At 70.9% G+C, this 8122-nt stretch carries 8 protein-coding genes; 5 read left to right on the top strand and 3 right to left on the bottom strand.

Annotated elements, in window-relative coordinates; translation table 11 throughout:
* A partial coding sequence (locus VIP82_RS07855; RefSeq protein WP_331907352.1) for an FAD-dependent oxidoreductase occupies positions 1-593 on the bottom strand: 593 nt, incomplete at its 3' end.
* A complete protein-coding gene (gene hemE, locus VIP82_RS07850) occupies positions 586-1644 on the bottom strand; it encodes a uroporphyrinogen decarboxylase (RefSeq protein WP_331907350.1) in 1059 nt (352 codons plus the stop codon). The genes VIP82_RS07855 and hemE, both read right to left, overlap by 8 nt.
* Before the next feature lie 17 nt (positions 1645-1661).
* Here hemE and VIP82_RS07845 point away from each other — a divergent pair, with 17 nt between their 5' ends.
* The 5 genes from VIP82_RS07845 (at position 1662) to VIP82_RS07825 (ending at position 7486) form a co-directional block, all read left to right on the top strand.
* A complete protein-coding gene (locus VIP82_RS07845; protein WP_331907348.1) occupies positions 1662-2909 on the top strand; it encodes a glutamyl-tRNA reductase in 1248 nt (415 codons plus the stop codon).
* A gap of 42 nt (positions 2910-2951) precedes the next feature.
* Positions 2952-3791 (top strand): MerR family transcriptional regulator, encoded by an 840-nt coding sequence (locus VIP82_RS07840; protein WP_331907346.1) that lies wholly within the window; start codon positions 2952-2954, stop codon positions 3789-3791.
* Between the two features lie 200 nt (positions 3792-3991).
* Complete coding sequence (locus VIP82_RS07835) at positions 3992-4591, top strand: ArsR/SmtB family transcription factor (RefSeq protein WP_331907344.1); 600 nt, start codon at positions 3992-3994, stop codon at positions 4589-4591.
* Positions 4588-5829, top strand: a complete 1242-nt coding sequence (locus tag VIP82_RS07830) for an MFS transporter (RefSeq protein ID WP_331907342.1) — start codon at positions 4588-4590, stop codon at positions 5827-5829. The genes VIP82_RS07835 and VIP82_RS07830 overlap by 4 nt, the downstream gene beginning before the upstream one ends.
* A 406-nt stretch (positions 5830-6235) precedes the next feature.
* On the top strand, positions 6236-7486 hold the full coding sequence (locus tag VIP82_RS07825; protein WP_331907340.1) for an HNH endonuclease: 1251 nt from the start codon (positions 6236-6238) through the stop codon (positions 7484-7486).
* A 158-nt stretch (positions 7487-7644) separates the two neighbouring features.
* Here VIP82_RS07825 and VIP82_RS07820 read toward each other — a convergent pair.
* On the bottom strand, positions 7645-8122 hold a 478-nt coding region (locus tag VIP82_RS07820; RefSeq protein WP_414684635.1), incomplete at its 5' end, for a ZIP family metal transporter.

Raw genomic sequence — 8122 nt, 5'->3', positions numbered from 1 at the left:
AGCGACCCGGCGCTCGCGAGGGCGTCGGGGAGCCCGGGATGCGCGCGGGCGACGGGAAGCTCGTCGGGATGCTGCGAGTGGACGCCGTGCACGACGGGCGCGACCAGGAGGTCGAGCAGGTCATCGCCGTAGCGCTCGCGGACGAGGGCGCCGAGTGTCGACGGCACTGCTCCCAGTGGTCGGGCGTCGAGCTCGATCGCCCGCTCAGCCGCGGGGCGGCCGATCACGCGCACCACGTCGTCGGCGAGCGGATCGGACGGGATGCCGAGCAGCGCGGTCGCCGGCAGCGGCACCGCATCGCCGATCACGGGCTGGAGCCACGCGGGCCCGGGTGCGGGAGCGACGATGTCGTCGGCGAGGCCGAGATCCGCGAGCAGCGCCGCGACGACCCCGCCGCGGACGGCGAAGCTCTCGGCCCCGGCATCCAGCCCGATCCCGCCGACTTCGTGCCGCGCGACCGTTCCGCCGAGGCGATCGGATGCCTCGAACAGCGTCACCGCCGCGCCGGACGCCGCGAGCCGGCGGGCGACGACCAGGCCCGCGACGCCGCCGCCGACGACCGAGAAGCGCCCGCCTGCGGAGGATTCAGCCATGCGCGTGGACGAACTCCACGACGCGCGTGAGCACGGTCGGGTCGGTGTCGGGCGGAACGCCGTGACCGAGGTTCAGCACGTGGGCGCGGGCCGCGCGGCCGCGTTCCAGCACGTCGACGATGTGGGCTTCGAGCACCGGCCAGGGGGCGCGCAGCAGCGCCGGGTCGATGTTTCCCTGCACCGACACGTCGGGACCGACGCGCCGGACGGCCTCGTCGAGCGGCAGGCGCCAGTCGACGCCGATCGTGTCCACGCCGACGTCGCGCATGGCGGCGAGCAGCTCGCCGGTTCCGACGCCGAAGTGCACGAGCGGCACGCCGAGCTCGCGCACCGGCTCGAGGGCGCGTGACGAGAAGGGCGCGACGTGCCGCGTGTAGTCGGAGAGGCTGAGCGAGCCCGCCCACGAGTCGAAGAGCTGCCCGGCGGACGCGCCCGCCTCGATCTGTGCGGCGAGGAATGCCCCGGTGATCTCGGCGCACCACGTCAGCAGCGCCGACCAGGTCTCGGGGTCGGAGTGCATGAGCGCGCGGGTCTTGAGCTGCTCCTTCGACGGTCCTCCCTCGACGAGGTACGACGCGAGCGTGTAGGGCGCGCCGGCGAAGCCGATGAGCGGCGTCGAGCCCAGCTCGGCGACCGTGAGGGCGACCGCTTCACGGATGGGTGCGAGAGCTTCGGGGTCGAGCGGAGGCAGGGCCGCGACATCCGCCGCCGTCCTCACCGGGTTCTCGAGAACCGGGCCGCGCCCCGCGACGATGCGCACATCGACGCCCGACAGGCGCACCGGGATCACGATGTCACTGAAGAAGATGCCCGCGTCGACGCCGTGGCGACGCACCGGCTGGAGCGTGATCTCGCTGGCGAGCTCGGGGTTCAAGCAGGCGTCGAGCATGTCGGTGCCCACCCGCAGCTCGCGATATTCGGGCAGGGAGCGCCCCGCCTGGCGCATGAACCACACCGGCGTCCTGGTCGGCCGCTCACCGCGATACGCACGTATCAGCGGAGGGGGATCGTTTCTCTGAAGAACGGAAGGGTGAGAGTCATGCAAAGACACACGTTAAGATTAGAGTCGTGCTCCTCTGTCTGACCGCGAACCACCGGAACGCGAGCCTCGACATCCTGGAGCGTCTCTCTGTGGGAGCCCCCACGGCGACGCGCGCTCTCGTGGATGACGAGCTCTTCGTCTCCGGTGCCGTCGTGCTCGCGACGTGCAACCGGTTCGAGGCGTATCTCGACATCGACGAGCCGCTCACGGGCGGCGAGGCCGTCGCAGTCGAGTCGGTCGTCGAGGCGATGGCCGAGGCATCCGGCGTCTCTGTCGACCTGCTGCGTGCGTCTGTCGCGGTGCACCAGGGAGCGGATGCCGCCGCCCACCTTTTCGCCGTCACCAGCGGCCTCGAGTCGATGGTCGTCGGCGAAGACGAGATCTCGGGCCAGGTGCGCCGTGCCCTCGATGCCGCCCGCGCGGACGGCATGACCAGCAGCGAGCTGGAGCGCCTGTTCCAGAAGGCCACTCACACGAGCCGCGGCGTGCGCAACCGCACGCAGCTGCGCGGCGCGCACCGTTCGCTCGTTCGCCTCGCCCTCGAACTCGCCTCCAGCCGCGTCGCCGACTGGGCCGCCGCCCGCGTCGTGCTCGTCGGCACGGGACGCTACGCCGCGCGCACCGTCGACGCGCTGCGCGCCCGCGGCGCCGGCGACATCCACGTCTTCTCTCCATCGGGTCGCGCGCAGGCGTTCGCGACGCAGCACGGGCTCATCCCGGTGTCGGACTTCGCCGCCGCCGCGGCCGAGGCCGACGTCGTCATCACCTGCACCGCCGACGCCGTGGTGCACGCCGATGCGTTCGTGCCGGGCCACCGCGTGCTCGTGATCGACCTGGGTCTTCCGCGCAACGTCGACCCCGCCGTCGGCGCCGTCGAAGCCGTCGAGCTGCTCGACCTCGAGACCATCCGCCTGCACGCTCCGCTGCAGGAGTTCAGCGCGCACGCCGACGCGCGGGCGATCGTCGGCGATGCGGCGACCGAGTTCCACGCCGACCGCCTTGCCGGGCCGGCGATCACGACCCTGCGCACAGAGGTGCTGGGCATCGTCGAGCAGGAGATCGCCCGCGCACGCGCACGCGGCGCCGGCGACGAGACCGAGGCTGCGCTGCGCCACCTCGCCGGGGTGCTGCTGCACCGTCCGTCGGTCCGCATCCGCGAACTCGCGGTCGAGGGCCGCCTCGACGAGGTCACCGCGGCGCTCGAGACCCTCCACGGACTCGTGGTCGACGCCGACGGCCCCACTGAGGGACAGGCCTGGTCGGCATCCGCCTGATCCGCCGTTCCTGTTGACTCTCACGCTGTGTCAGGGTCGAGCATGGGCTCCACCATGTACACCATCGGAGAGTTCGCCGCCTTCGGGCGCGTGAGCGTGCGGATGCTGCGGCACTACGACGCGATCGGGCTGCTGCAGCCCGCGAGGGTCGACGGCCGCAGCGGTTACCGGTACTACGAGACGGGGCAGCTCCGCGACCTGCTGCGCATCGTCGAGCTGCGTCAGCTGGGCTGCGGGCTGGACGACATCGCAGTGGTGCTCGGGGCCGACGACGAGCGGGAGGCGCTGCACGCGCTCCTCGTCCGCCGAGGCGCCGAGCTCGAGGCATCCGTCGCCGTCGACACCGCACGGATCGCCCTGATCGGCGAGCGCCTCCGCGCTATGGAAGGAGACGTGGACGCCATGTCCGCACCCATCGAATACCGCCCCATCGACCCTGTCACCGTCTACGCCGTCGAGGGGCGCGCGCCGGGGGCGGGTCCCGAGAACGTGTCGCCGGTCATCGACCCGCTGCTGGGCCGCCTGACCGGGGCCCTGCGTGCCGCGGGACGCGATCTGATCGAGCCCGGCATCTTCTGGTACGAAGACGTCGAGGGCTCGGAGGAGCTCGGCGTGCACGTCTCGTTCACCGCCGACGACGTGCCGCAGCCGGGGGAGGGCTACGACGTCGTGGAGCTCCCCGCCGTGCCGCTCGCCGCGGTCGTCACGCACCGCGGCGACATGCCCAGCATCGGCGAGTCGTACAGTCTCCTGATGAACGGCCTCATCGACGACGGCTACCGCATGGTCGGCCCGTGCCGCGAGGTCTATCTCGTCGCCGAGCCCGATATCCCGCAGTCGGACTGGATCACCGAACTGCAGGTTCCCGTGGAGAGGGACTGACGCGCACGTCGCGCTGCCGAGCACCATCACCGCGACAACCGGCCGCCGGCGATCGCGCGGCGGCGCCGTCGCCGTGAGCGCAGCCATGACCGCCCCGTGCTGACCGTCGAGCGGATGCCGCGTCTGCGCAGGGCGCTGCATCCGCTCGGTATGCTAAAGAAGTCTTGCGAAAGAGTTCTTTAGAATCTATCGTTGCCGGCATGAGCACCCCCGATCGGCCGTTCCCGCGCTCGGCGCGACGCGAGCGCATCACCGACCCGGAGCGCATCCGGGCGCTCGCGCATCCGGTGCGGATCGCGCTGCTCGACCACCTGGGCGATGTCGCCGAGGCGACGGCGACGGAGTGCGCCGAGGCGCTGGGGGAATCGCCGGCGAGCTGCTCGTTCCACCTGCGGATGCTGGAGAAGTACGGCTACATCGAGCGTGCCGAGCGGCGCGGGCGCGAGAAGCCGTGGCGGGTTCGGGTCGCCGACTTCGACATGCGGCCGGATCCGGAGGTTCCGGGGTCGCTGTTCGCCGTGCAGGCGGTGGCATCCCTCGGGCTCGAGTCGGAGTTCCTCCGTGCGATGGACTGGTTCTCGCGCATCGATCGGGAGCCCGACGAGTGGGTGCAGGCGACAACGTTCACCCGCTCGTCGTTCTGGGCGACGGCCGAGGAGCTCGCGGAGTTCAGCCGCGACGTGCAGAACCTCACGGACCGATTCGCCGGCCGCCACACCGATCCGTCGAAACGCCCGCCGGGGGCGCGCTACTCCCGGTACTTCGCCGTCGTGAACCCCGAGCCCGAGGAGCGGCGGTGACGGCCGCGGCCGAGCGGCGCGGCATCCGTCGGCCCATCGCCTGGTCTGCACGGGGGTTCCCGCGCCTCGCTGCAGGATGGGTGGCCACCAACCTCGGCGACAGCGCGCTGTTCCTGATGGTCGCCGTGTGGGTGAAGGAGCTCACGGGATCGGACGTGGCGGCAGGGTTCGTGTTCGTGGCGCTGGGGCTTCCGGCGATCCTGGCGCCGTTCATCGGGATGATGGCGGACCGGATGCCGCGCCGCCGGCTGCTCGTGATCAACAACGTCGCGCTCGCGCCTGTCGTGCTGTCGCTGCTGCTGGTGTCGGGTGCCGGTCAGCTCTGGCTCGTCTACGCGGTCGTGTTCGTCTACAGCGCCGCGGGCTACGTCACCGCGTCGGCGCAATCGGGGATCATCCGGGCGATGCTGCGCGACGACCAGCTCGCATCGGGCAACGGCGTGCTGTCCACCATCGACAACGGGCTGCGGCTCGTCTCGCCGCTCATCGGCACCGCGCTGTACGTGTGGCTGGGTGCACCCGCGGTGATCGTGCTCACGGCGGCGTGCTTCGCTGTGGCGGCGATCATCGTGGCGGGGCTGCCGGTGGGAGCGGAGGCGCCTGAGCGTGGGGTGCAGCGCGGATACTTCCGGGAACTGGTCGCAGGGTTCGAGCAGCTCTTCGCCCCGCAGAGCCTGCGCGTCGTGACGATCGCCGCGGCGATCGGCTTCGGGGCGACCGGGCTGCTCAACATCGTGGTCTTCCCGGCGCTGGATGCGATGCACGCGGACCCCGTCGCGATCGGCGTGCTGGTGCCCATCCAGGGGGCGGGGGCGGTGCTCGGCGGCATCCTGTCGGCGACGATCGTCACTCGCTGGGGCGAGGGGAGGGCGGCTGCGCTGGGTCTCATGCTCGTCGCGGCGGGCAGCGTCCCGTTCGCGTTCGACTCGGTCGTGCTGGGCGGAGCGGGGATGCTCGTGATGGGCATCGGCATCCCGATCACGGTCGTCGCATTCTCGACGCTCCGCCAACGCATGACGCCGGACGCGCTGCAGGGACGCACCGGCGCCGCCGCGAACGTCCTCGTCAACCTGCCGCAGACGCTCGTATCGATCATCGGCGCCGGGTTGCTCGTCTTCGTCGACTACCGGGTGCTGATCTGGGCGGCGGTGGGGGCGGTGATCGTCGGTGCCGCGACGGCGCTGCGGGCGCGGCGGGTGCCTGTGTCGGCGGATGCTGGGGTGGTTCCGCTCGGGTGAGCGCGGCGTGGGACAGGATGCCCGCTTCGAGTGGCGGCGACGCGATGGATCGGCGCGTCGTGGCGTGCGCCGGCGCCCTTTCGCTGTGAGCCAGAACGACACGCTCGAGTCCGAAAGCAGCTCGTCGACGCCGTGGATCGGGAGGCGTTGCGGATGCCTGTCCACCCCGGAGCGGCCGAGTGGGATGCACCGTCAATCCCGCGCGAGCGGGATGCACCGTAAATCGCGCGGATGGACGGCGCCTCGAGCCCCGGCTGCGGCGAAGCCCACTCGAATGTACGTTGCATTCTTCGAAACTATGTTCTAAACTGGTCGCATGACTCACCCTCCGTCGGCAGCACCCCGCGAAGTGGCGGCGCGCTGGGAGGACGATGTCGACGACCTCATCCCGCCGGTGCCGGATGCTGTGGACCTGGTGCTGGAGACCGCGACCATGCTGTCGGTATTCGCAGCGGAGCGACTTCGCCGGATCGAGGCGCTGCGTCGCGAAGAACTCGCGCTCATCGTCGGTCTTGGCAACGGCGCGATCGAGGTGGCGGAGCGCTCCATCCGACTCGAGCTGTCCGCCGCCATGCGTATCACCGAATACGCGGCGGGCCGTCTCCTTCTGCAGGCCGATGCCCTGGTGAACCGCTACTCCGGCGCGTTGGATGCTCTCGGCAAGGCGCGGATCACGGAGAAGCACGCCGAGATCCTCGTCGACCTCCTGGACCCGGTGATGCCCGAGCTGCGTGCCGACATCGTCGACCGCGCGGTGGCGCTGGCCGAGGCAGAGTCGGTCGGAACCTTTCGGCGCCGTCTGCGCGATCTCATCGGCCAGGTCGAAGCCAAGACGCTCGAGGAGCGATACGCGTCAGCGGTCGCCGATCGCCGGCTCGCGGTCGAAGCCGGTAGCGACGGTATGGGCCTTCTGCTCCTGCACGCGCCCTTCGTGGAGCTGCAGGCGATCTACGGCCGAGCCGCGGCGATGGCGAAAGCGATCAAAGCCACGGAGGGCGAGACGCGCACGCTGGACCAGATCCGCGCCGATGTCGTCTCCGACTTGCTCATCGACGGCACGACCGCGCATGTTCCCGCCACGGCGTCCGGTATCCGGGCGTCGGTGGTCGTGACGGTCCCGGCGCTGTCGCTTCTGAATGCGAACGCGGGTACAACGGGAGATGCTCCGGTTGTCGAAGGCGTCGGACCGATCCCGCTCTCGCGAGCGCGCGAGCTGTGCGGCGGTGACGCGAAGTGGATGCGGGTTCTCAGTCATCCCGAGACCGGCATGGTCCTTTCCGTGGGGCGTGAACAGTATTCGCCGCCGCCGGCCCTGCGAAAGCTGGTGAAGTGGCGAGCGGATCGCTGCATGGGACCGGGATGCGGCATGCCCGCCTCGCGATGCGAGGTCGACCACCAGGTGGCATGGAGTCGCGACGACGGCGAGACGAGCCTCGACAACCTCGCGCCACTCTGCAAAGGCCATCACACCGTCAAGCATCACGGCGGCTGGGACGTGCAGCAGATCGACGGCAGCGGCGGGGCTGTCGAGTGGACCTCGCCCACTGGGCGGCGGTACGTCGTGGCGCCGGAACGCAGGGTGCCCACCTTCAGGGTCGGGGGCGGCGAAGGTGTCCTCGTCCGCGATCGAGCAGGCGTGCACGACGCGCCGTTCTGACCCTGAGCACGCGCTCCCGGCTCGCGGCGGCGCGGTCTGGTCGGCGGCGAACGGTCCGCAGACGGGGTTCCCGTGCGAATCGGGCCCTGCCCTTGTCGACGTCTATCGGTCGTCGCCGGCGCTTCGACGTCCATCGGCCGTTCCGGCGCCTTGCCGACTCAGGCGAGCTCGTGGAGGAGGAAGGCGCCGAGGAATCCGATCGTCGCCCATAGACCCGTGAGCGCATGCTGCTCGTCGAACGCCTCGGGAATCATCGTGTTGCAGACCATGGCCAGCAGGCCGCCGGCGGCGATCGTCGTGATCAGCGCGATGAGATCCGGGGACGCCGACTGGAACAGCACATAGCCGGAAACCGAAGCAACCACCGTCACGAGGGCGATCCCGAGCCACAGCAGAGCGACGAACCGGCCGTGACGGCCGCCGCGCTTCAGAGCCGCCGTCGACCCCAGGCCCTCGGGGATGTTGCTGATCGCGATCGCCGCGACGATGGGGATGCTGATCCCACCCTGCAGGACCGACAACCCCATCACGATCGACTCCGGGATGCCGTCGATCAGGGCGCCGATCGCGATCACTACGCCCGCGCTGCCGGCGGCCCCCGCAGCGCGCCGCGCCACGATGTTCGCGGGCAGCTCG

The organism is Microbacterium sp., assembly GCF_036566905.1.
Classification (GTDB): Bacteria; Actinomycetota; Actinomycetes; order Actinomycetales; family Microbacteriaceae; genus Microbacterium.
This window is presented reverse-complemented; position numbering and strand designations above follow the sequence as displayed.